This window comes from Streptomyces sp. MMG1533 (genome assembly GCF_001279775.1).
Lineage (GTDB): Bacteria > Actinomycetota > Actinomycetes > Streptomycetales > Streptomycetaceae > Streptomyces.
This window is the reverse complement of the sequence record NZ_LGDG01000001.1, coordinates 135,406-156,996: the sequence shown is the minus strand read 5'-3', so window position 1 is coordinate 156,996 and position 21,591 is coordinate 135,406. Positions and strand designations below refer to the sequence as shown.

At 70.2% G+C, this 21,591-nt stretch carries 17 protein-coding genes; 2 read left to right on the top strand and 15 right to left on the bottom strand.

Annotated features, from left to right (window positions below; translation table 11 throughout):
* Window positions 1–99: 99 nt before the first annotated feature.
* The gene (locus ADK57_RS00705; protein WP_053747309.1) at window positions 100–1,488 is read left to right on the top strand and encodes an OFA family MFS transporter; all 1,389 of its coding nucleotides are present in this window, start codon (window positions 100–102) and stop codon (window positions 1,486–1,488) included.
* Between the two features lies 1 nt (window position 1,489).
* On the top strand, window positions 1,490–2,893 hold the full coding sequence (locus ADK57_RS00700) for an OFA family MFS transporter (RefSeq protein ID WP_053747308.1): 1,404 nt from the start codon (window positions 1,490–1,492) through the stop codon (window positions 2,891–2,893).
* Between the two features lie 70 nt (window positions 2,894–2,963).
* On the opposite strand, the gene ADK57_RS00695 is transcribed toward ADK57_RS00700, so the two are convergent.
* The 15 genes from ADK57_RS00695 to ADK57_RS00625 all read right to left on the bottom strand — a co-directional run bounded on the left by ADK57_RS00695 (window position 2,964) and on the right by ADK57_RS00625 (window position 21,519).
* Complete coding sequence (locus ADK57_RS00695) at window positions 2,964–4,004, bottom strand: sugar phosphate isomerase/epimerase family protein (protein WP_053747307.1); 1,041 nt, start codon at window positions 4,002–4,004, stop codon at window positions 2,964–2,966.
* Window positions 4,005–4,092: 88 nt separating this feature from the next.
* Window positions 4,093–5,490, bottom strand: coding sequence for a nucleotide pyrophosphatase/phosphodiesterase family protein (locus ADK57_RS00690; protein WP_053747306.1), 1,398 nt, complete (start codon window positions 5,488–5,490; stop codon window positions 4,093–4,095).
* Entirely contained in the window at window positions 5,487–6,695 is a 1,209-nt protein-coding gene (gene eboE, locus ADK57_RS00685) for a metabolite traffic protein EboE (protein WP_053747305.1), read from the bottom strand. Before eboE ends, ADK57_RS00690 begins: the two co-directional genes overlap by 4 nt.
* Window positions 6,696–6,698: 3 nt before the next feature.
* Complete coding sequence (locus ADK57_RS00680) at window positions 6,699–7,547, bottom strand: TatD family hydrolase (protein WP_053747304.1); 849 nt, start codon at window positions 7,545–7,547, stop codon at window positions 6,699–6,701.
* Entirely contained in the window at window positions 7,547–8,254 is a 708-nt protein-coding gene (locus ADK57_RS00675) for an EboA domain-containing protein (protein WP_053747303.1), read from the bottom strand. The genes ADK57_RS00680 and ADK57_RS00675 overlap by 1 nt, the downstream gene beginning before the upstream one ends.
* Entirely contained in the window at window positions 8,251–9,231 is a 981-nt protein-coding gene (locus ADK57_RS00670) for a sugar phosphate isomerase/epimerase family protein (protein WP_053747302.1), read from the bottom strand. Before ADK57_RS00670 ends, ADK57_RS00675 begins: the two co-directional genes overlap by 4 nt.
* Window positions 9,228–10,169, bottom strand: coding sequence for an SCO3242 family prenyltransferase (locus tag ADK57_RS00665; protein ID WP_053747301.1), 942 nt, complete (start codon window positions 10,167–10,169; stop codon window positions 9,228–9,230). The genes ADK57_RS00670 and ADK57_RS00665 overlap by 4 nt, the downstream gene beginning before the upstream one ends.
* Entirely contained in the window at window positions 10,166–11,293 is a 1,128-nt protein-coding gene (locus ADK57_RS00660; RefSeq protein ID WP_053747300.1) for an inositol-3-phosphate synthase, read from the bottom strand. The genes ADK57_RS00665 and ADK57_RS00660 overlap by 4 nt, the downstream gene beginning before the upstream one ends.
* 214 nt (window positions 11,294–11,507) lie before the next feature.
* On the bottom strand, window positions 11,508–12,869 hold the full coding sequence (locus ADK57_RS00655) for a ThuA domain-containing protein (RefSeq protein ID WP_053747441.1): 1,362 nt from the start codon (window positions 12,867–12,869) through the stop codon (window positions 11,508–11,510).
* Between the two features lie 15 nt (window positions 12,870–12,884).
* Window positions 12,885–15,413 (bottom strand): PQQ-dependent sugar dehydrogenase, encoded by a 2,529-nt coding sequence (locus ADK57_RS00650; protein WP_053747299.1) that lies wholly within the window; start codon window positions 15,411–15,413, stop codon window positions 12,885–12,887.
* Between the two features lie 95 nt (window positions 15,414–15,508).
* The gene (locus ADK57_RS00645; protein WP_053747298.1) at window positions 15,509–16,513 is read right to left on the bottom strand and encodes a sugar phosphate isomerase/epimerase family protein; all 1,005 of its coding nucleotides are present in this window, start codon (window positions 16,511–16,513) and stop codon (window positions 15,509–15,511) included.
* A gap of 14 nt (window positions 16,514–16,527) precedes the next feature.
* The gene (locus ADK57_RS00640) at window positions 16,528–17,676 is read right to left on the bottom strand and encodes a Gfo/Idh/MocA family protein (RefSeq protein ID WP_420711829.1); all 1,149 of its coding nucleotides are present in this window, start codon (window positions 17,674–17,676) and stop codon (window positions 16,528–16,530) included.
* A gap of 233 nt (window positions 17,677–17,909) precedes the next feature.
* Window positions 17,910–18,968, bottom strand: a complete 1,059-nt coding sequence (locus ADK57_RS00635; RefSeq protein ID WP_053747296.1) for a substrate-binding domain-containing protein — start codon at window positions 18,966–18,968, stop codon at window positions 17,910–17,912.
* 17 nt (window positions 18,969–18,985) lie between these two features.
* A complete protein-coding gene (locus ADK57_RS00630; protein ID WP_053747295.1) occupies window positions 18,986–20,005 on the bottom strand; it encodes an ABC transporter permease in 1,020 nt (339 codons plus the stop codon).
* Window positions 20,002–21,519 carry a sugar ABC transporter ATP-binding protein gene (locus ADK57_RS00625; RefSeq protein WP_053747294.1) on the bottom strand — a complete coding sequence of 506 codons (1,518 nt, stop codon included), beginning with the start codon at window positions 21,517–21,519 and terminating at the stop codon, window positions 20,002–20,004. The genes ADK57_RS00630 and ADK57_RS00625 overlap by 4 nt, the downstream gene beginning before the upstream one ends.
* Between the last annotated feature and the right edge of the window lie 72 nt (window positions 21,520–21,591).

Here is a 21,591-nt window from a genome sequence, read left to right as displayed (position 1 = left end):
CGACGGTGCGCGTCGGCCGGCCCCGGGACCCGTGCGCACACGAAAGGCATTGGACAGGGGGCGCTGGCCAGATCTTTCGACGCAAGGGGTGCGACACACATGACAACCACCGACTTCTCGACATCCGTCCCCTACAGGGAGGTGACGGACCGCAACGGCCGCGTGTACCGGATCGGCGAGACCGACCGGGACATCATGGGCCGGCCACGATGGACCATGGTGCTCTTCCCGTGGATGGGCATGCTGGGCATCAGCTCCTCGGAGTACGCGTTCACCTCCGCCGAGGACACCCTGCACGAGGCCCATCTGTGGGACAACGGGCACATCTTCTGGCTGATGGGCGTCTGGGTGTTCTTCCAGGCCGCCGTCGCCTTCCCCGCCGGGCAGCTGCGGGAGAGCGGGAAGCTTCCCGCGCGGTACGCGATGATGCTCGGCGCGCTGGGCACGATCCTCGGGTATCTCTCGCTCGCGTACGCGCCGAACGTGTTCGTCGCCTACCTCGGCTTCGGCATGTGCAGCGGCATCGGCGCCGGCCTCGTCTACGCGACCTGCGTGAACATGGTCGGCAAGTGGTATCCGGAGCGCAAGGGCGGCAAGACCGGCATGGTCAACGGCGGTTTCGCCTACGGCTCGGTGCCCTTCGTGTTCCTGTTCACCTCGTACATGGACCTGGGCAACTACAAGGGCGTCCTGGTCATGGTGGGCGTCATCTGCTGTGCGGTCGTCGCCTTCGCGGGCTGGTTCTTCAAGGACCCGCCGAAGAACTGGTGGCCCGCGCACGTCGACCCGCTCAAGCAGACCGACGACCCGAAGATCCGCCGGGCGCTGGAGAAGAACCCGCCGGCGGTCAAGCAGTACACACCCAAGGAGGCCGCCCGTACACCCGTGCTGTGGATGATGTGGTTCTGTCTGCTGTGCACGGCCGGCATCAACATCTTCGGCATCGCCTTCCAGGTGCCGTTCGGCAAGGACATGGGCTTCGCGGGCGGGATCGTCGCCACGGCGATGTCGCTGAAGGCCATCGTCAACGGCACGGGACGCGGCGTGATCGGCTGGATCTCCGACAAGTTCGGCCGCCGCAACACACTGATCATCGTGTGTCTGGTGCTGGGGAGCGCCCAGTTCGGGGTGCTGGTGTCCGGCCAGATGGGCAGTATGCCGTTCTTCCTGTTCTGCTCCATGGTCTCCGGGTTCGGCGGCGGCGCGATCTTCCCGCTGTTCGCGGCGATGACCGCGGACTACTTCGGTGAGAACAACAACGCCTCCAACTACGGCATGGTCTACAGCTCGAAACTGATCTCGGGGCTCGTGGGATCCGGGGTGGGCGCGGTCGTGGTCGACGCGTGGGACTACGAGGGCGCGTTCGTCATAGCGGGCTCCATAGGCCTCGCCTCCGCGGTACTGGCGCTCTTCCTCAGGGCACCGGGCAGGCCGCAGGCCCGGCGCATAGCTCCCAACCCGCACCCGCTCGGCGAGGAGATGGCGTGACATGACGGCTGACCCCGTCGCATCGAACAGCCCTGTACACCCCGACGCCGCGAACCGTCCCTACCGTGAAGTGACCGACGCGCACGGCCGCGTCTACCGCGTCGGCGAGAGCGACCGGGACATCCTCGGTCACTCCCGCAAGCTCATGGTGTATCTGCCGTGGATCGCCATGATGGCCATCAGCGTCTTCGAATACGCGTACGGCTCGGCGGAGGACACCCTGTCCCACGCCCACGGCTGGACGCAGAGCAACACCTTCTGGATCCTCAGCGTGTGGGTCTTCTTCCAGGCCGGCATCGCCTTCCCGGCGGGCTGGCTGCGGGAGAAGGGCATCCTGACCGCCCGCAAGGCGATGTACGTCGGCTCCCTGATGTGCGTCGTCGGCTTCCTCGCACTGTCGCACCTGGGCAACGTCTGGCTGGCGATTCTCGGCTTCGGCGTGGTCGGCGGCATCGGCGCCGGGCTGGTCTACGCGACCTGCATCAACATGGTCGGGAAGTGGTTTCCCGAGCGGCGCGGAGCGAAGACCGGCTTCGTCAACGGCGGGTTCGCGTACGGGTCGCTGCCGTTCATCTTCATCTTCAACTACGGCTTCGACACGGCGAACTACCACCGGGTGCTGGACCTGATCGGCTGCTACATCGTGATCGTGGTCTTCGGGTGCGCCTTCTTCTTCAAGGACCCGCCGAAGAACTGGTGGCCCAAGAACGTGGACCCGCTCACGTTCTCCGGCGACCGGAAGAACTCCACCGGCCTCGCCAAGAACCCTCCGGCGGTGAAGCAGTACACCCCGAAGGAGGCCATCAGGACCGGCATGCTGCCCCTGATGTGGGTCTCCATCGTGATGACGGCCGGCGTGTCGATCTTCGGCATCTCCTTCCAGGTCGACTATGCCAAGGAGGTCGGTTTCGGCCCGTTGGTGGCCGCGTCGTCGATGGGCGTCATGGCGGTCATCAACGGAATCGGCCGCGGCGTGGTGGGCTGGCTGTCCGACAGGTGGGGCCGCAAGTCCACCCTGGTCTTCGTCATCGTCGTCCTGGGCCTGGCCCAGTTCGGTGTGATCTGGGCCGGTGACGTCAGGAGCGAGGCACTGTTCCTGTTCTTCGCCTTCCTCTCCGGCTTCGGCGGCGGCGCGTTCTACCCGCTGTTCGCGGCGCTCACCCCGGACTACTTCGGGGAGAACTACAACGCCACCAACTACGGGCTGGTGTACAGCGGCAAGCTGGTCAGCGGGCTGTTCGGCGGCGGCCTCGGCTCCATGGTGGTCGCCGCCTGGGGCTACGACGGTGCGTACGCGCTGGCCGGTTGTGTGTCGATGGTGGCGGCGGCACTCGCGCTGCTGCTGCGGCAGCCGGGGCGCAGCCGCGACGGCACACGGTCCGCGCAGCCGCAGCCGGCGGGCTGACGCCGGTACGGCGTTCATGAGGCGGCCCTCCCCGAACTCGGGGAGGGCCGCCTCATGTGCGGACGAGCTGTCAGCACTTCTCGCGCAGGGAGTGCAGATGCTCGCTCGAACGGCGTGCGAAGGTGAACGACTCGGTCGGGTTGTCGTGCTCGGCCTGCCAGTGGTGGGCGAGCCGTTCGCCGCGCAGCCGGGTCACGGCGGAGATGAACCGCTGGTAGTCGATGTCGCCGTCGCCGACGTCGGTCATGCGGTAGCCGTACTGGTTCGCCGGATCGCTCACCCCGTCCTTGACGTGGAAGAGCGGGTAGCGGTGGGGCTGCCTGAGGACGTAGTCGAGGGGTTCGAAGGGCGCGGGCGTGCCGTCGGGCCGCTTCGAGAAGCGGAACTGGCCCGAGTACGCCCAGAAGATGTCCATCTCCAGGAACACGAGGTCGGGGTCGGTCTCGGCGAGCAGCACGTCGTAGAGGCGGACCTTGGGGTTGTCGGTGGCGAAGGAGAACTCCTCGGAGTGGTTGTGCTGGTAGAACTTCATGCCCCGCGCCCTCGCCGCAGCGCCGTAGGTGTTGAACTCCTCGGCCGCGCGCTTCCACGCGTCGACGGTCGAGCCGTAGCGGAACGGGCCGGAGGCGGTGCCGATGTGCTTGAGGCCGAGGGCCTGGGCGTCGTCGAGGACCTTGGTGAGGTTCTGCGCGAAGGTGTAGGCGTCGGGGTCGCTGGAGTAGTAGCCGACGTGGCTGCCGATCGGGTTCAGGCCGTGGTTCCTGGCCAGCCGCTTGAGCTGGGCGAGTGTGATGGGACCGGCCGAGCCCTGGGTGTAGCCGGCGAACTCGACCTCGTCGTAGCCGTACTTCTCCAACTCGGCGAAGACGGGGGCGAAGCCCAGCGTGGAGACCTTGTCGCGCAGGCTGTACAGCTGGATACCGAGCCTCCCGGGCGGCAGGACGGGACGGCCCCGGCCTGCGGCGCCGGACGCGGCCTCGGTGGCGGCGGTGGCGGGGGTCGCGGCGGCGCCGAGCAGTGCGGCGGCGGTGGCACCGGCGGCCACGCCGAGCATGCCTCGTCTGGTGAGGCGGTGGGTGAGTTCGGGGTCGGTCTGGGACATGCGGCTCATGCCTGGAACTCCTCGGAATCGGAAGGCGTTGTCAGTGGTGAGTGCTTCACTTGTGACCAGTCGGAAGAGACGGGTCGGGTGAGGCCGATCAGCCGAGACCGGCCAGTTGGAGCAGCAGTGCTTTCACGTCGGTGGCCGCGACGCGGTCGCCGACAGCGCGGGGGGTGGAGCAGATGAAGAGCGGACCGTCGTCGTCGCTCTCGGGGAGGCGGCCGTGGCTGCCGCGAATAGGTGAGGGATCCAACGGCACGACCGCCATGCGGTAACGCATGCCGAGCTTCTTGCGGGCCAGTGCCGTGGCCGCCTTCACCTTCACATAGGGGTCGAGCGGATCCATGAAGAGTTCGACCGGGTCGTAGCCGGGTTTGCGGTGGATCTCTACGAGTCGCGCGAAGTCGGGCGCGCGGGCGTCGTCGAGCCAGTAGTAGTACGTGAACCAGGCGTCCGGCTCCGCGACGGCGACGAGTTCGCCGGATCTCGGATGGTCGAGGTGGTGGGCCTTCTTGCCCTCGTCGTCCAGGAGTTGCTCGATGCCGGCCAGGCCGTCGAGGGCGGCCCGGGTCGCGTCGAGGTCTTCCGGCCGGCGGACGTAGATGTGCGCGATCTGGTGGTCGGCGACGGCGAAGGCACGGGAGGCCATCGGGTCGAGGTACTCCATGCCGTCCTGCGTGTGCACCTCCAACAGATGGGCGCGGCGCAGGGCGCGGTTGATGTCGACGGGCCGGTCCACGCGGGTGATGCCGTACTCGGACAGGGCGACGACGGTACGGCCCTCGGCGCGGGCCTCCTCCAGGAGCGGAGCCAGTGCCGCGTCGAGGTCGGCGGCGGCCTTGCGGGAGCGCGGGTCGTCGGGACCGAACCGCTGCAGGTCGTAGTCGAGATGCGGGAGGTAGCAGAGCGTCAGATCGGGTCGGCGGGTGCGGATGACGTGCCGGGTCGCGTCGATGATCCAGCGGCTGGAGACCAGGTCCGCTCCTGGTCCCCAGAAGTGGAAGAGGGGGAAGGTGCCGAATTTCTCGGTGAGTTCGTCGTGGAGGTCGGCGGGCCGCGTGTAGCAGTCGGGTTCCTTGCGGCCGTCGGCGTAGTAGATGGGACGGGGGGTGACAGTGATGTCGGTGTCGGCGCCCATGGCGTACCACCAGCAGATGTTGGCGACCGTGTAGCCGGGGTGCGTGCGACGGGCGGCGTCCCAGAGTTTGTCTCCGGCGACCAGGCCGTTGTGCTGCCGCCACAGGAGTACGTCGCCGAGTTCGCGGAAGTACCAGCCGTTGCCGACGATGCCGTGCTCGCAGGGGTGGGTGCCGGTCAGGAACGTGGACTGGGCGGCGCAGGTGACGGCGGGCAGGACGGTGCCGAGCGGAGCGCGGGAGCCGGCCTGGGAGAGCGCCTTGAGGTGGGGCATGTGGTGCAGGAGGCGGGGGGTGAGGCCGACGACGTCGAGGACGAGGAGGGGGGTCGGGCCCCGAGTGGTCCGGTGGGTGCTCATGGGAGCTCCTTCAGGCCGAGGTCGGTCAGCACATCGCGGGCGAGGGTGAGTTCGGCGGCGATGCCGTCGGCGAGCTGGGCGCGGGCGCGGGGCCGCAGCTCGGGCGGGAGCGCCTGCCAGGTGTAGGTCTCGACCTCGAGGTGGCGGGTGAGCGGGTGCGGGCCGCCGACGAGCCGGGTCAGGGCGGCCTTCAGGACGGGGAGCGTGGAGGTGAGGGGCGCGGCCGGTGCCGCATGCAGCGGGACGTGGAAGTGGGCGCGCCAGGGGGCGGCGTCGGAAAGAGCGCCGCCCTTGAGGGCCTCGCCCAGGTCGTCGGTGCCGCGGAGACCGGAGGAGGTGGCAGTGCGGGTCTGGTGCAGGAAGCGGGGTTCGTCGAACGCTGCCAAGGCCTCGCGGACCTCGGGGAGATGGGGCTGTTCGGCGTGCAGGGCGGCTGAGAGCTGGGTCTTGACGACGGGGATGCCGGCGCGGGTGAGTGCGTCCAGGGCGGTGTGCGGGTCTTCGAAGGAGGTGGCGAGGTGGCAGGTGTCGACGCAGATGCCGATGCGTTCGTGGCCGATCGCGGTGAGCGGGGCGATGGCGTCGGCGGTGGTCTCGACGATGCAGCCGGGTTCGGGTTCGAGGCCGACGCGGATGGAACGGCCGGTCAACTCGGCCAGGGCGTCGAGTCGTTGGGCGAGGGTGATCAGAGAGGTGCGGGCCGTCTCGGCGCGCGATGCCGTGGACGTACCGTCCGCTCCGGCGGAGCCGGCGGTTTGCGGCAGAGCGGTGCGCCAGGCGAGGGGCAGGGTGGAGATGCTGCCCTCGGTGACGTCGTCGGGGAGGAGGCCGGCGAGGAGACGGGCCAGGGCGGTGGTGTGGTCGAGGCGGGCGGGGTCGGTCCAGTCCGGCCGGTACACGCGGTACTTGACCTCTTCGGCGCCGAAGCCCTCGTAGGGGAAACCGTTGAGGGTGACGACCTCGAGACCGCGCCGGTCGAGTTCGGTGCGCAGCGCGCGCAGGGCGGACGGGTCGGTGACGAGGGCGTGGGCGGCGTCCTTGGCGAGCCACAGGCCGATGCCGAGGCGGTCACGGCCGAGGCGCCGCCGGACGGGCTCGCAGTGGTCCCGGAGCTGGGCGAGGACACCGTCGAGGGTTTCGGCGGGGTGGACGTTGGTGCAGTAGGCGAGGTGGACGGTGGAGCCGTCGGGATGGCGGAAGCGCATCGCTCACTCCCCGCCGCGCAGCACGGAGTTGCCCTCGTGGGTGACGTCGGGCGGGGTGACGTCCAGGTTCAGACGGCCGCTGAGGCCGTAGAAGGCGACGGGGTTGCGCCACAGCACCCGGTCGACGTCGTCCTCGGTGAAGCCCTCGGCCAGCATCAGGTCGCCGACCCTGCGGGTCTTGAGCGGATCGCTGCGGCCCCAGTCGGCGGCGGAGTTCACCAGCACCCGGTCGGGGCCGTACGCACGGAGGGTCGCGACCATCCGCTCCTCGTCCATCTTGGTGTCCGGATAGACGGAGAATCCCAGCCAACAGCCGCTGTCCTTGGCCTCTTTGACGGTGGTCTCGTTGAGGTGGTCGACCAGGACCCGCTCGGGGGACAGCGCGGACTCCCTGACGACGTCGAGAGTGCGGCGCAGGCCGGCGAGTTTGTCGCGGTGCGGGGTGTGGACGAGGGCGGGCAGTTCGTGGTCGGCGGCGAGCTGGAGCTGTGCGGCGAGAGCGGTGTCCTCGGCGGGGGTCATCGAGTCGTAGCCGATCTCGCCGACGGCCACGACCTGGTCCTTGACGAGATAGCGGGGCAGTTCGTCGAGCACGGGGACGCAGCGCGGATCGTTCGCCTCCTTGGGGTTGAGGGCGAGCGTGCAGTGGTGGGCGATGCCGTACTGGGCGGCGCGGAAGGGTTCCCAGCCCAGTAGGGAGTCGAAGTAGTCGAGGAAGGAGGCGGGTGAGGTGCGGGGCTGTCCGAGCCAGAAGGACGGCTCGACGACAGCACGGACGCCGGCGGCGCGCATGGCCTCGTAGTCGTCGGTGGTGCGGGACGTCATGTGGATGTGGGGGTCGAAGATGCGCATCAGAACTCCTCGCCGTCGCCGCCTGGGTTGCCCTTCACTGCGGACGGGGCGGCCGTGGGGTCGGTCAGGGTCAGGACGCGGTACAGGTCTTCGGGCACGGGACGGCCCGCGGAGGTGCGTTCGGTGGCGTAGTCGCCGAGCATGCGGGCGAGTTCCGCGTCGGCGTCGGCACGGCGGTCCAGGTCGGCCACCGCGTCGATGGGCACACCGGTGAAGAGGCACTTCAGGACGGCGTGGCGCCATGGGTGGGCAGGCAGGTGCCGGGCGGCGTACGGGCCCACCGCGGCGGCGAGCAGGCGCGTGTCATTGGTGCGCAGGGCGTCCTCGACGAGCGGGAGGGCGGCCGGACCGGGCACCAGGTGGGGCAGGGCGTACAGGACGGCTCGGCGTTCGGCAGCGGTGCCCTGGAGGTAGACGCGGCTGAGGGCGTCCGTGTCGGCGCGGGCCGCGTGCAGGATGAGGACGCGCACGGCATCGGCGTACGCGGAGCCGCAGCGGCGCCCGGCCTCGGCGAGCCGCAACTCCCACACGGAGATGGGCCCGTGCATGCCGGGATGGGCGGCGGCCTCGTCAAGGGCCTGGTCGAGCCAGGCTCGGGCCGCTCCACCGAGGTGGGCGGCGATGCGGCGGTGCAGGTCGGGCAGCGGGGTGCGGGCAAGGGTGGCGCCCTGTATGCCTGCCGCCGGGTCGGCGTGGGTGTGGGTCATGAGGTGCTCCCTTGTGAGGGCGCCGCCGCGTGAAGGAGGAACGGGAGGGACTGTTCGGCGAAGTGGGGGCCGGCGTGGGAGTGGCGGGGCAGTTCGACGACGGTCAGGCCCTGGTAGCCGGCGGCGGACAGGGCGGCGAGCACCGGCGGGAAGTCGATGTCCCCGTCTCCGAGAGGGAGGTGTTCATGGATGCCGCGACGCATGTCCTCGATCTGGACGTGGCGCAGCCAGGGGGCGGCGGCGCGTACGCACTCGGCGGGAGACCAGGGCTCCAGGCACTGGCAGTGGCCGATGTCGAGGGTCAGGCCGAGGTGCTCCGGGTCGCCGAGGGTACGGCGGAGTCGGTGGAAGTCCGCGAGGGTGGCGAGGAGGTGACCGGGTTCGGGTTCGGCGGCCAGAGGGACGCCTGCGTCGGCGGCGGCGTCCAGGACGGGGGTGAGCGTCTCGGCGAGACGCTTCCAGACCGTGTCCGTGCCCGTGCCCGTCCCCGTCCCTTCCGGAGTGATCCCGCTGAAGCAGTGAACGGCGTGGGCACCGAGGTCCGCGGCCACGCGGACCGCTCGAATCAGCAGGTCGACACGTCGGGCACGATCGTCCGGATCGGGGTCCAGCAGGGAGGGGCCGTGTTTGCGCCGGGGGTCGAGTACATAGCGGGCACCGGTCTCCACGGTGACCGTCAGTCCGAGCGCGTCCAGTCGGCGCGCGAGGTGGCGGGTCCGGGCGGCGAGGTCGGGGGCGAACGGGTCGAGGTGCATGTGGTCGAGAGTCAGACCGACGCCGTCGTAGCCGAGGTCGGCGAGGAGAGCGAGGGCGTCGTCGAGGCGGAGATCGGCGAGGCCGTTGGTGCCGTAGCCGAAGCGGAGGGGGTGGGCCGGGGCACGGTGGGCGGTGGCTGCCGGGGTGTACGGGCGGGCGTCGCCGACCGCGGCTTTGGCTCTGGCCTCGCCGGTCACGGGGCGGAGGACCTCGGGGTTCATGTGACGCTCACCTTCCTCGCGAGCTTCCCGGCAAGCGGGGCCAGGGCCGCCGTGAGCAGCGCGGTGACGGGCGCGCCGGAGCGGGCCGTCAGGGCGGCCTGGAGCGGGATCGTGGCCCGGATGCCGCCGCTGACGGCACGTTGGGTGAGCGCTGGTGACGGGTTGAGGGCGGCGTGGAAGTAGGGGCGGGCGGCGGTCGTGGCGTAGGCGGCGGCGAGCGCGGTGCGCAGGGCCACGACGGACCGGGACGCGGGAACGCCCGGCCGCACGGACGTACGTGTCAGGAGCCCGGTCAGTGCGGCGGTGGTGGCCAGGGCCGTCACGGGGACCAGGGGTGTGCCGCCCCGGGTTTCCCGGCGCGAGACGGTCGTGACCGTGAGCGTGTGCGCGCCGAGGAGGGCTGCTGACGGAAGGGCGCGGCGGATGCCGCTCGCGATGCCCTTGGCGGACGCCGTCCCCTCATCCCTGAGCCCCCTCGTGTGCGACGTGGCCGTGGCTCCGAGCAGCAGGTCCAGACCGCGGGCCGCCGCCATCGCGACAGGGCCTGCCGGTGTGCGCTTCAGGGCGAGGTCGTACGCCCAGACGGTCGCCGCCAAGGTGGTCGCGACGCCCAGGGTGGTGCGGCCGGCGCGAGCGGCCAGGGAGAGGCCGACGCCGGTGAGGGCACAGGCCGCCGTGAGGGCGGCGGTGGGGCGGATGCGGCCGGAGGGGAGAGGGCGGTGCGGGCGTTCCTCGGCGTCCTCGTGCCGGTCGGCCCAGTCGTTGAGGGCCATGCCCGCCTCGTACAGACAGAGGGAGGAGCAGACGGCGAGCAGGGTGCGGGAGTCCGGGCGCACGGTGGCCGCGGCGGCACCGGCGAGGGCGTCGCCCGGGACCGTGAACAAGGCGGGGAGACGGAGCAGTTCGGCCCAGGCCGCTCTCGCCGCAAGGCCGTTCATCGCGCTTCCCCTGCCCGCAACCGCTCCCCGAACCCCACCAGCGCCGCGTACTGCTCCCCCAGCGCCGACGGCCCCTCCCCCACCGGGTCCTTGAAGTAGAAGCCCAACTCGGTCAGCGGGCCGGACAGGCCTCGCTCGTGGGCGCGGGCGACCAGGCGGGCCAGATCGAGGACCAGAGGGGCGGCCAGAGCCGAGTCGCAGCCCTGCCAGGTGGTCTGGAGGATCATGCGGGCGCCGAGGAAGCCGTCGAAGGCGATGTGGTCCCAGGCGGTCTTCCAGTCACCGAGTACGGGGACGTCGTCGATGTGGACCTCGCCCTCGGGGGCCATGCCGAGGGTGTCGGTGAGGACCCGTTCCTTGCCCGCGTTCTTCGCCGCCGCGGCCGCCGGGTCGGCGAGGGAGGCGCCGTCGCCACCGCCCAGCAGATTGGTGCCGGACCAGGCCCGTACGGCGAGCGCCCGCTGCCTGAACATCGGACCCAGCGCCGAGCGGAGCAACGTCTGTCCGGTCTTGCCGTCCCGTCCGGCGTACGGCAGCCCCGAGGACTCGGCGAGCGGCGCCAGCGCCCGGTGGTGCAGGCCGGTCGACGGGGTGAAGTTCACATACGGGCAGCCCGCGCGCAGGGCTGCCGCCGCGTAGAGGGAGCTGGCAGGCAGCTCGCTGCCGGTTGCCGCCGGTTCCGTGGAGGCGAGGTTCACCACGACTGCCCGGTCCAGGCCTCGCCGCCGTACGAAGTCCCGTAGGTCCGCGGCGAAGGCGGCGATCAGCTCGCCCTCGCTCCGGGTGTCTCCCGAGATCGGGCCGCCGGGCCTGATCTCCCGCTCGGCGGCGGCCAGTTCGGCCCCGATCGCCGCCGGGAGGCCGTACGGCAGGACACCGCCGTCCACCAGTGCCTCAGCCCGTTTGGGCAGAGGGCAGTCCAGAGTGTCGTGGCCGCCGAAGACGAGGTTCATCAGGGCCGGCAGGCCGCTGTCGGCGAACACGGGCGTCTCGGTGACCAGTCCGGTCGGCGGGTGCAGGCCCGCGCTCACGGCGGCGCAGCCCGCCACGACGGTGGTGGCGACGGAACCACGCGCCCCGATCAGCCATACACCGACGCGCGGTGTGGAAACGGACGCGGACATGGGCAGCCTCCTTGTCGAACACGTCGTACGAACACCGGCTGTACAGCCACCTGGCGCCGTACGACCACCCGGAGGCCGTACGACCACCTGGGGCCGTAGGAACACCTGGCGGTCGTAGGAACACCCGGGGGCGAAGGAATAGCTGGCGGTCGTACACACTCCGAGTGGGGAAAAGACGGCGGGCGGGAGTCCGGCGTCCCCCGCCCGCCGCCGCTCAGTCGCCCTGCGAAGCCGTCCGTGCCGAGGACTTCGCGGGCAGTTCCTTGATCCGGATGTCACGGAAGGACACCCGGTCGTCGGCTCCGTGGTTCTGGATGCCGACGTGGCCGTCCGTGAGACTCCGGGCCGGATCGGTGTTGGTGAAATCGTTGATCTTCACGCCGTTGAGCCAGACGCGGAGGCGTTCGCCCTCCACCCGGATCTCGTAGGTGTTCCACTCCCCCGGCGGGTTCAGCGCACGGTCGCGCTTCTTCACGTCGGCGGACCGGAAGCCGTAGACGGACCCGGTGGTCTTCTCCGGCACGTCGGTGGCGTCGATCTGGATCTCGTAGCCGTTGTTCACTGCCGACCACGGGTCGTCCGAGGGCGGGAAGCCCACGAACACACCGGAGTTGTCGTCGCCGGACTCGCTTGCCATCTTCCAGTCGAGTTTCAGCGAGTACGACCCGAAGGCCCGGTCGGCGTACCAGAGCATGCCCATCCCGCCCGACGAGGTGATCGTGCCGTCGTCGTCCGGGGTGAAGGAGCCCGGTCCGGCCTGCTGCCAGCCGTCCAGCGAGCTGCCGTCGAAGAGCGGACGGTATCCGGTCTCCGGTCGACAGTCCGCCTGGACATCGCCTATTGCATACCGGATTCCGCCGACCAGGTGTCCACGGAATACCGGATCCGCGTACGACTCCTTCGTGTGACCGCCGCCCGTGTAGAAGGCGCGGCCGCCCTGGTAGGTCTGGCACCAGGCGATCGGATGGTCGCCCTGCATGGTGCCGCCGGTGTACGACGACTCGTCGAGCGAGGCGAGGACGTGGGCCCGTTCCCGAGGGTTCGAGCGGTAGTTGTACCACTCGTCGGTGCGCTCCCAGGTCTTCGGAAGGCCCGAGGTCGCCGGATGGGCGCGGTCCTCGACGTTGACGGTCGCGGCCTGGATCGCCGGGTGTGACTGGAAGTACGCGCCGGCGAGGCCGCCGTAGAACTCCCAGTCGTACTCGGTGTCGGCGGCGGCGTGAACGCCGACGTAGCCGCCGCCGTGCCGGATGTAGCCCTCGAAGGCCGCCTGTTGGGTGTCGTCGAGGACGTCTCCGGTCGTCGACAGGAACACGACCGCGTCGTACCGTCGCAGGTTGCGCGCCGTGAAGGTGCCCGGATCCTCCGTCGCGTCGACGCCGAAGCCGGCTGTCTCACCGAGCTGTTCGACGGCGGCGACACCGTCCGGGATCGAGTCGTGCCGGAAACCGGCCGTCTTGGAGAAGACGAGCACCCGTTTGTCGTCGGCGGGGTGCGAGGCGGCCGGTTCCGAGACGCAGCCGAGGAGTAGCACCGTACCCACAACCGCCGTGCTCAGACGCCCAGTTGAGCGCATCATCGTCATCTCCTCTCAGCCGGTGATGAAGGTGAAGTCGTCCACGTCGTACAGGGCTCCGGATCCGCTGCCCTTGAAGACCAGGTACAGGGTGGTCGTGTCTCGCGGGGCTCGGGACAGGTCGGCGCTGACGTCCTGGAAGGTGTCCCAGCCGCCGGTCACCGGCACGGTCGCCTTCCCGAGCAGCGTGCCCTTCACGGATCCGGCGCGGATCTCGAGCGTGCCGCCCGTGCCGCCCGAGGAGACCCGTGCAGTGATCTTCTGTGCGTTGCCGAGGGCGTACGGCGTGAAGGCGATCCAGTCGCCGTTGTTCACGTCCCCGACCGTCCTCCCACCGTGCGCGGTGTCTTTCTCCATGACGGTGATACCGGAGGAGGTGCCGAAGTGCTCGGCCTGGCGGTGCTTGGGCTGGACCACGTTCTGGTCGTGGGTGGTGAGCGGGGCCTGGCCGCCGCCACCGCCGTCGGTGTACTCGGCGTCGAACACGCCGAAGATGTTCGCGTCGTCGTCGTGGCCGCCGTCGGCGCTGGTCTGGATGGTGCCGGTGCAGCCGTTCGCCGAGGTCACCGGGTGGCCGTGGGTGTCGTGGCCGAGGATGAAGGTGACTTCGACCTTCGAGCAGTCGATGCTCCTGCCGTCCTCGGGATCGGTGACCCGCACCTTGAACGGGATCGCGTCGCCGAAGCTGAACAGCTGCCCGTCACGCGGGAGTTCGAGTGTCACCTTCGGTGCGGTGTTGCCCACGACGATCTGCACACTCGCGCTGCCGGTGCGGCCGCTCGGGTCCCTGGCAGTCAGCGTCGCGGTGTACGTGCCGTTCTTCCGGTACGTGTGCGTCGGGGCGGCCGCCGTCGACTTGCCGCCGTCCCCGAAGTCCCAGCTGTACGTGACGGAGTCACCGTCCTGGTCGGTGGTGCCCGCGGAGGAGAAGCTCACCCTCAGCGGCGCCTGCCCCGAGGTGCGGTTCGCCGCGGCCTGCGCGACCGGGGAGTGGCCGTCGGTGGCGTTCTCGATGCGGTACAGGGCCGAGTGCTCGTCGCCGCCGAACCAGGCCGTGCCGTAGTCGAGGACGTACAGCGCCCCGTCGGGACCGAAAGCCATGTCCATGATCTGGGTGCCGGTCCACGGCACGTCGTTGATCGACTGGACGGTGCCGTTGCCGTTGCCGTCGCTGACGATCCGCTTGATCCAGCGGCGTCCGAACTCCCCGGCGAAGAAGTCGCCGTCGTAGGCCTCGGGGAACTTCACCGGCGAGTCGAGCGAGGCGTCGTAGTGGTAGACCGGGCCACCCATCGGGGACTCGGAGCCGCTGCCGAACTCGGGCACGGACCCGCCGTCGTACGGGATCCAGGCCGGCTGGGCGGGCGGCAGGTCGGTGAGGCCGGTGTTGTGCCGCGAGGTGTTCTTCGGGGCGCTGCAGTCGAACGGTGCACCGGATACACCGGTCGCGAAGTCGTATGCGATATACGGGTCATTGTCGCCCGTGCAGAACGGCCATCCGAAGTTCCCGGGACCGGTGACCCGAGCGAACTCCACCTGGCCGGCCGGTCCGCGAGCGGGGTCGGCGGCGCCGGCGTCGGGGCCGTAGTCGCCGACGTAGAGGATCCCGGTCTCCTTGTCGACGCTGAAGCGGAACGGGTTGCGGAAGCCCATCGCGTAGATCTCGGGCCGCGTCTTGTCCGTGCCGGGCGCGAAGAGGTTGCCGTCGGGGATCGCGTACGAGCCGTCGGCGTTCACCTTGATGCGCAGGATCTTGCCCCGCAGGTCGTTGGTGTTGCCGGCCGAACGCCGGGCGTCGAAGGCGGGGTTGCGGCCGTCCCGTTCGTCGATGGGGGTGAAGCCGTCCGACTGGAACGGGTTGGTGTCGTCGCCGGTCGACAGGTACAGGTGGCCCGCCGCGTCGAAGTCGATGTCGCCGCCGACATGGCAGCACAGGCCGCGTGAGGCCGGTACGTCGAGGATCTTCTTCTCACTGGCGGCGTCGAGGGTGCCGTCGGTGTTCAGAACGAACCGGGAGAGGCGGTTGACGCCGTCGAAGGGCGCGAAGTCGGCGGCGGTGCCGGTCTCGGGGGCGTCGCCCGCGGGGGTGTCCAACGGGGGCGCGTAGTAGAGGTAGATGAAGCGGTTGTTCGTGAAGTCCGGGTCCACGCCGATGCCTTGGAGGCCTTCTTCGTCGTGGGAGTAGACGTCGAGCTTGCCCGCCAGCCGGGTGTTGCCCGACGCGTCGGTGAGGCGCAGTTCGCCGTCGCGCGAGGTGTGCAGGACGGAGCGGTCGGGGAGAACGGCGAGCGACATGGGCTCGCCGACCTCCGGCTCACCCTTGGCGAGGGTGACCTGCTGGAAGTCCTCGGCAGCGGAGGCGGCCGGGACGGCGGGTGCGGCTCCCGGGTCGGCGACGGCTGCGCCGGCCTGCGGTGCGGTGAGGGTGAGGGACGCGCCCGCGAGCAGCGCGCCGCCGAGCAGGGCGACTGCCTTGTGGAACGGCAGGCGTCGTCTGTGGGTCTCGTTTCTGTCGGTGCCGGTGGTGCGGTCGTTCCCGTGCACGGGTGCCTCCAGAATGGGGCCGGTTGAACGTGCGGGTGCGGTTCGCCGGGATGCGCCGTCATCCCGGAACTCACTGAAGGGGCAACACTGTTGCTCTACTCGTTGCCGCCGAACGCCGCGTCGAAGGAGGCCGACGGCGGCTCGAAGTCGTACGCCTTGAGGCGGACCAGGGCCTCGGGGGCGCCCTGCAGCCGGTCCATACCGGCGTCCTCCCACTCCACGGAGATGGGCCCCCGGTAGTCGATGGATCGCAGCATCCGGAAGACGTCCTCCCAGGGGACGTCGCCGTGGCCCGCGGAGACGAAGTCCCAGCCGCGGCGCGGGTCGCCCCAGGGCAGGTGGGAGCCGAGGCGGCCGTTGCGGCCGTCCAGCCGCTTGCGGGCCTCTTTGCAGTCGACGTGGTAGATGCGGTCGCGGAAGTCCCACAGGAAGCCGACCGGGTCGAGGTCCTGCCACACGAAGTGGCTCGGGTCGAAGTTGAGGCCGAAAGCCGGTCGACGGTCGACTGCATCCAGCGCGCATACAGTCGTCCAGTAATCGTATGCAATCTCGCTGGGGTGAACCTCGTGCGCGAACCGCACGCCCTCCGCGTCGAAGACGTCGAGGATCGGATTCCACCGTTCGGCGAAGTCCTCGTAGCCGCGCTCGATCATCGACTCCGGCGCGGGCGGGAACATGGCGACGAGGTGCCAGATCGAGGAGCCGGTGAACCCTATGACGGTGTCGACGCCGAAGGCGGCCGCGGCGCGGGCGGTGTCGGCGATCTCGGCGGCGGCCCGCCGGCGTACACCCTCCGCGTCGCCGTCGCCCCAGATCCGGGCGGGCAGGATCGCCTGGTGCCGTTCGTCGATGATGGCGTCGCAGACCGCCTGACCGACCAGGTGGTTGGAGATGGCCCAACACTTGAGGCCGTACTTGTCGAGGAGCTGGTGGCGCGAGTCGAGGTACGAGGGGTCGGCGAGAGCCTTGTCGACCTCGAAGTGGTCGCCCCAGCAGGCGAGTTCGAGCCCGTCGTAGCCGAAGTCGCGGGCCAGGCGGCAGACCTCTTCGAGCGGCAGGTCGGCCCACTGGCCGGTGAAGAGCGTGAAGGTGCGCGGCATGTCGCGGGGCCTCCTCAGGCCGCTATGGGCGTGTAGACGGAGTTCTTCTCGGCGCTCTCCTCCACCGCGGCCAGGACGCGCTGCACCTGGAGCCCGTCGGCGAAGGAGGGTTCGGGTCGGCGGCCCTCGGCGATCGCGTGGACCAGGTCGCGGGCCTGGTGGACGAAGGTGTGCTCGTAGCCGAGGCCGTGGCCCGGCGGCCACCAGGCTTCCAGGTAGGGGTGGTCGGGTTCGGTGACGAGGATGCGGCGGAAGCCGGCGTGCGCTCCGGGCTCCGTACCGTCGTGATACGCGAGTTCGTTGAGGCGCTCCAAGTCGAAGGCGAGCGAGCCGAGTTCGCCGTTGAGTTCGATGCGCAGGGCGTTCTTGCGGCCGGTGGCGTACCGGGTGGCCTCGAAAGAGGCGAGGGCACCGGAGGTGAAGCGGCCGGTGAACAGGGCGGCGTCGTCGACGGTGACCTGGCCGGTGCCGGCGGCGGAGGTCGCGGTGAGGCCGCTGCTGGGGCCGCCGGGCAGCGGACGTTCGCGTACGAACGTCTCGGTGAGCGCGGAGACGCCGGCCAGGGGCTCCCCCGCCAGGTACTGGGCGAGGTCGACGATGTGCGCGCCCAGGTCGCCGAGCGAGCCCGAGCCGGCCAGTTCCCTGCGCAGCCGCCAGGTCAGCGGGAACTGCGGGTCCACCAGCCAGTCCTGAAGGTACGTCACCCGCACGTGCCGCAGGGTTCCGAGGCGGCCGTCGGCGACCATCGACCGGGCCAGGGAGGTGGCGGGCACCCGGCGGTAGTTGAAGCCGACCATCGCCAACTTGCCTTGCCGATATGCCGTTTCGGCCGCCTGCGTCATTGCCTCGGCCTCCTCGACGGTGTTCGCGAGGGGCTTCTCACACAGCACGTGCTTGCCGGCGGCGAGGGCGGCGAGGGCGATCTCGGCGTGGCTGTCGCCGGGGGTGCAGATGTCGACGAGATCGATGTCGTCCCGCGCGATCAGGGCACGCCAGTCGGTCTCGGCGGACGCCCAGCCGTGCCGGTCGGCCGCCGCGCTGACGGCCGCCGCGTCCCGCCCGCAGATCGCGGCCAGGACCGGGGTGCGGGGCAGGTCGAAGACGCGGCCCGCGGTGCGCCAGCCCTGGGAGTGGGCGGCGCCCATGAAGGCGTAACCGATCATGCCGACGCGCAGCGACGGCTTCCCGGCACCGGCCGGGCTCCGCGACCCGGCCGTCTTCGTGTTCTCGGCTTCGGCCCTCTCCGGACTCCTGGCCCCGGCCATGACCGGCCCCTTCGCCTCCGCCCCTGCTGACTGCTGCGGCTGTGCCATACGCGATGTCCTCCTCGTCGTGGTGGCGCGGTGGGGGGTGCAGCCCGGACCGTCGACGAACCGGGCCCCTTCGGCGGGACACCTCACTTGAAGCCGGTGGACATGTACTGGTCGACGTTGCCCTTGTCCACAACAGCCGAGTAGAGCGTGATCGACGCGGGGATCTCGTACTCGGCAAGACCGCTCACCCCCTTGGTCTGGCCGAGGGCGCGGGCGAGGTCGATCGCGGAGGCGGCCATGGTCGGCGGGTAGAGGACGGTCGCCTTCAGGACGCCGTTGTCCTGCTTGATGGCCTGGAAGGCGGACAGGGCGCCCGCGCCGCCGACCATCAGGAAGTCGTCGCGCCCGGCCTGCTCGATGGCGCGCAGCGCTCCCACGCCCTGGTCGTCGTCGTGATTCCACAACGCGTCGAACTTCGGCTGGGCCTGCAGGAGTTGGGCCATCTTGGCCTGCCCGGACTCGACCGTGAAGTCGGCGGCCTGGCGGGCCACCTTCCTGATGTCGGGATAGTTCTTGAGCGCGTCGTCGAAGCCCTGGGTGCGCTGCTTGGTGAGCTCCAGGTTGTCGAGACCGGCCAGTTCGATGACCTTGGCGCCGGACTTCCCCTTGAGCTTCTCGCCGATGTAGTGGCCGGCGTTGAGGCCCATGCCGTAGTTGTCGCCACCGATCCAACAGCGGTACGCCTGCGGGGTGTTGAAGATCCGGTCGAGGTTGACGACCGGGATGCCCGCGCGCATCGCCTTGAGTCCGACCTGGGTGAGCGCCTTGCCGTCGGCGGGCAGGACGACCAGGACGTCGACCTTCTTGTTGATGAGGGTCTCGATCTGCCCGATCTGCTGGGCGGTGTCGTTCGAGCCCTCGGTGATCTCCAGGGTGACGTCGGAGTACTTCTTCGCGCGGTTCTTGGCGTTGTCGTTGATGGCGTTGAGCCAGCCGTGGTCGGCCTGCGGGCCGGCGAAGCCGATGGTGACCTGCTTCCCGGGCTTGTCCTCGGCGGCCGGCTGGTCGTTCGCGGCCGGCTCGTCGTCACTGGAGTCGTTGCTGGTGCAACCGGCAAGGAGGGCGCCGGCCGAGACTGCGGCGGTCCCGAAGAGCAGTCCTCTGCGACTGGTGAAGCGGCTCGGATAAGTCGGCTCTGGCATGGCGGTGAACCCTTTCCTCAGGTCGTGCTCGCGGTACGGCGCTGGACCAGCACGGCGGCGACGATGATCGCGCCCTTGGCGATCTGCTGGACGTCGCTCTGCAGGTTGTTCAGGGCGAAGATGTTGGTGATCGTGGTGAAGATCAGGACGCCGAGTACGGAGCCGGTGATGGTGCCGCGGCCCCCGCTGAGCAGGGTGCCGCCGATGATGGCGGCCGCGATGGCGTCGAGTTCGTAGAGGTTGCCGTTGGTGTTCTGGCCGGAGCCGGACAGGATGATCAGCAGGAAGGCGGCGATGCCGCAGCACAGTCCGGACAGCAGGTAGAGGTACAGCCGCTGGCGGCGTACGTCGATGCCGGCGAGCCGGGCCGCCTCCGCGTTGCCACCGACGGCGACCGTGCGGCGTCCGAAGGTGGTCCGGTTCAGCACCAGCCAGCCGATGATCGTCACGACCGCGAACACCATCACCAGTGGCGGGACGCCGAGCACGTAGGAGTCGCGTTCACCGAGGTCGAGGATGCCGTCGACGGTGACGATCTGCGTGCGGCCGTCGGTGATCTGCAGGGCGAGACCGCGCGCGGAGGCCAGCATGGCGAGGGTGGCGATGAAGGGGACCATCCCGCCGTACGCGATGAGCAGCCCGTTGACGAGGCCGCAGCCGACGCCGACGAGCACCGCGGTGAAGAGGATGCCCGCGAAGCCGTACTCCTGCGTGGCGACCGTGGTCGCCCACACCGAGGCGAGCGCGACGATGGCGCCGACGGACAGGTCGATGCCGCCGGAGGTGATGACGAAGGTCATCCCGACGGTGACGACACCGATCACCGAGGCCTGGGTGAGGACGAGTTGGAGGTTGCGGGTGTCGAGGAACTCGTCCGGCTTGGTGATGCCGCCGATGACGATCAGCGCGGCGAGCACGCCGAGGAGGGACAGGGTGCGCACGTCGGCGCGGAACACCAGGGAACGCCATGCCGGGGCTTCATTCGTCGACGGCACCTTGTCGGCGCTGTCCCTGGGCGGGGAGACGGGCTGCGTCATGACGCGGGGCTTCCTTCCATGACGAGGTCGAGTACGCGGTGTTCGTCGAGGTCGCGGGCGGGCGCCGCGTGGACGACGCGGCCCTCGCGCAGCACCAGGACACGATCGGCGAGGCCGAGCACCTCGGGGACCTCGCTGGAGACCAGCAGCACGGCGAGGCCTTCATCAGCCAGTCGACGGACGACTGCATACAGTTCGGCGCGGGCGCCGACGTCGACCCCGCGGGTCGGTTCGTCGAGCAGCAGCACCCGGCAGCCGCGCAGCAGCCAACGGGCCAGGACGGCCTTCTGCTGATTGCCGCCGGACAGGGTGCGGATCGGCACGTTCGGGTTGTCGGGCCGCAGCGACAGCTCGCGGGTCGCTGCCCGCGCGGCCCCCAGTTCGGCGCCCCGGTCGATCCAGCCCGCGCGTGAGAAGCGGGACATGGAGGAGACGGAGACATTACGGGTGACCGACTCCAGCATCAGCAGAGCCTGCGCCTTGCGTTCCTCCGGGGCGAGTCCGAGGCCGGCGCGGACGGCGGCACGGACGCTGCCGGGTCGCAGCGGGCGTCCGCCGACGCTGACGTGCCCGGCGCTGGCCTTCCGGGCTCCGTAGATCGTCTCCAGGATCTCGGAGCGGCCCGAGCCGACGAGTCCGGCGAGGCCGACGATCTCGCCGGGACGGATGCTCAGGTCGAGGGGTTCGAACTCGCCGTCGCGGGACAGGCCCTGGACCTCCAGGACCGGGGCGCCGCCAGGCGCCTGCGAGGGCCGCTCGGGAAACACGTACTCGACATTGCGCCCGGTCATCAGCGCGACGACCTCACGGGTCGGCGTCGTCTTCGCGGGCAGCCCGACCGCGACGGCCCGTCCGTCCTTGAGGACGGTCACCCGGTCGCCGATGCGGCGGATCTCCTCCAGCCGGTGCGAGATGTAGACGACCGCGACGCCGTCGGCGGTGAGGTCGCCGACGATCCGGAAGAGGTTGTCGACCTCGTCCGGGTCGAGGGCGGCGGACGGTTCGTCCATCACGATGAGCCGTACGTCGTGCGAGAGCGCCCGCGCCATGGACACGATCTGCTGCTGGGCGGCCGACAACTCCCCCACCAGACGGGCGGGATCGATCTCCGAATGCCCAAGTCGGCGCAGCAAGGCGGCAGTTGATGCTCGCGCCGCCTTGCCCCGTACGACGAAACCGGCCGTCGTGGGTTCATGGCCGAGGTGGACGTTCTCGGCCACCGACAGGTGTTCCACCAGGTCGAGTTCCTGGTAGATGGTGGCGATGCCGAGGCGCATCGCGGCGATCGGCGAGCGGAGGGTGACGGCCTCGCCGCGCCAGCGGATGGTGCCGGTGTCGGGTTGGTGGGCACCGGCCAGGACCTTGATGAGGGTGGACTTGCCGGCGCCGTTCTGGCCGAGCAGACAGTGCACCTCTCCGGCCTGGACGTCGAGGTCGACACCGTCGAGGGCCCGGACTCCGGGGAACGACTTGGTGATGCCGGACATGCTGAGCAGCGTGGGTTGTGGTGCCATGTGCGGGTCCCCCTGGCAGGCGTGCGGGCCGGATTCAGGGCAGGGCAGGGCAGGGCGGGGCAGGGCGCGGTG